Raw genomic sequence first — 612 nt, 5'->3', positions numbered from 1 at the left:
CCATGGCTCGCAGCGGAGGCACACGTTTGACGAAAGTGGGGCCTCAGCCGTTTGGCGATCTGCGAGCCATACTCGTGCACCCAACGACAAATGGTTGAACGCTCAATCTCAAGACCTCTTTCAGCTGCTATTTCTTTGAGATCACGGTAAGATAAGGCATAGCGGCCATACCAACGCACCAGCCAAAGAATAATCTCACCGGAATAACGCCCTCCGTCATCTGAAGTGCAACACTACTCTATACTAAGCCGCCATCAAATACTCTAAAAAAACATGATTAGGTGAGCGATAATTCAAACTCGCTCTTCTTCTGGTGTTCAATGTATGCTCTATTTTTGCTATTTCTTTGTCACTAACTTCATTAAAATCCGTCCCTTTAGGTAGAAAACGCCTTATCAAACCATTTGTGTGTTCATTTAGACCTCTATCACAAGAACGATAAGGTCTAGCAAAGTAAAAGTCTGCTTCAGTGATCTTTGAAATGGCCTCATGACCGGCAAACTCTGTTCCGTTGTCAGAAGTGATGGTTTTAAAATCAAAGAAAGTTGAGCCAACCACATTCATGAATGTATTGATAACAGTCTTGGCTTGTTTGTTAGGCATTTTCCTTAT

Annotated in this window: 1 protein-coding gene and 1 pseudogene; both read right to left on the bottom strand. The window is 42.8% G+C overall.

Annotation, left to right across the window (positions count from 1 at the left end):
* Positions 1-206: pseudogene (locus C200_RS14725) on the bottom strand (IS6 family transposase); the annotation flags it as partial.
* A gap of 37 nt (positions 207-243) precedes the next feature.
* Positions 244-612 (bottom strand): IS30 family transposase (locus tag C200_RS01925; RefSeq protein ID WP_155276070.1); only part of this gene is annotated, 369 nt, incomplete at its 5' end.

It is taken from the genome of Piscirickettsia salmonis LF-89 = ATCC VR-1361 (assembly GCF_000297215.2).
Classification (GTDB): Bacteria; Pseudomonadota; Gammaproteobacteria; order Piscirickettsiales; family Piscirickettsiaceae; genus Piscirickettsia; species Piscirickettsia salmonis.
Note: the sequence above shows the minus strand (reverse complement) of the source record. Positions and strands in the feature narration are given on the sequence as shown.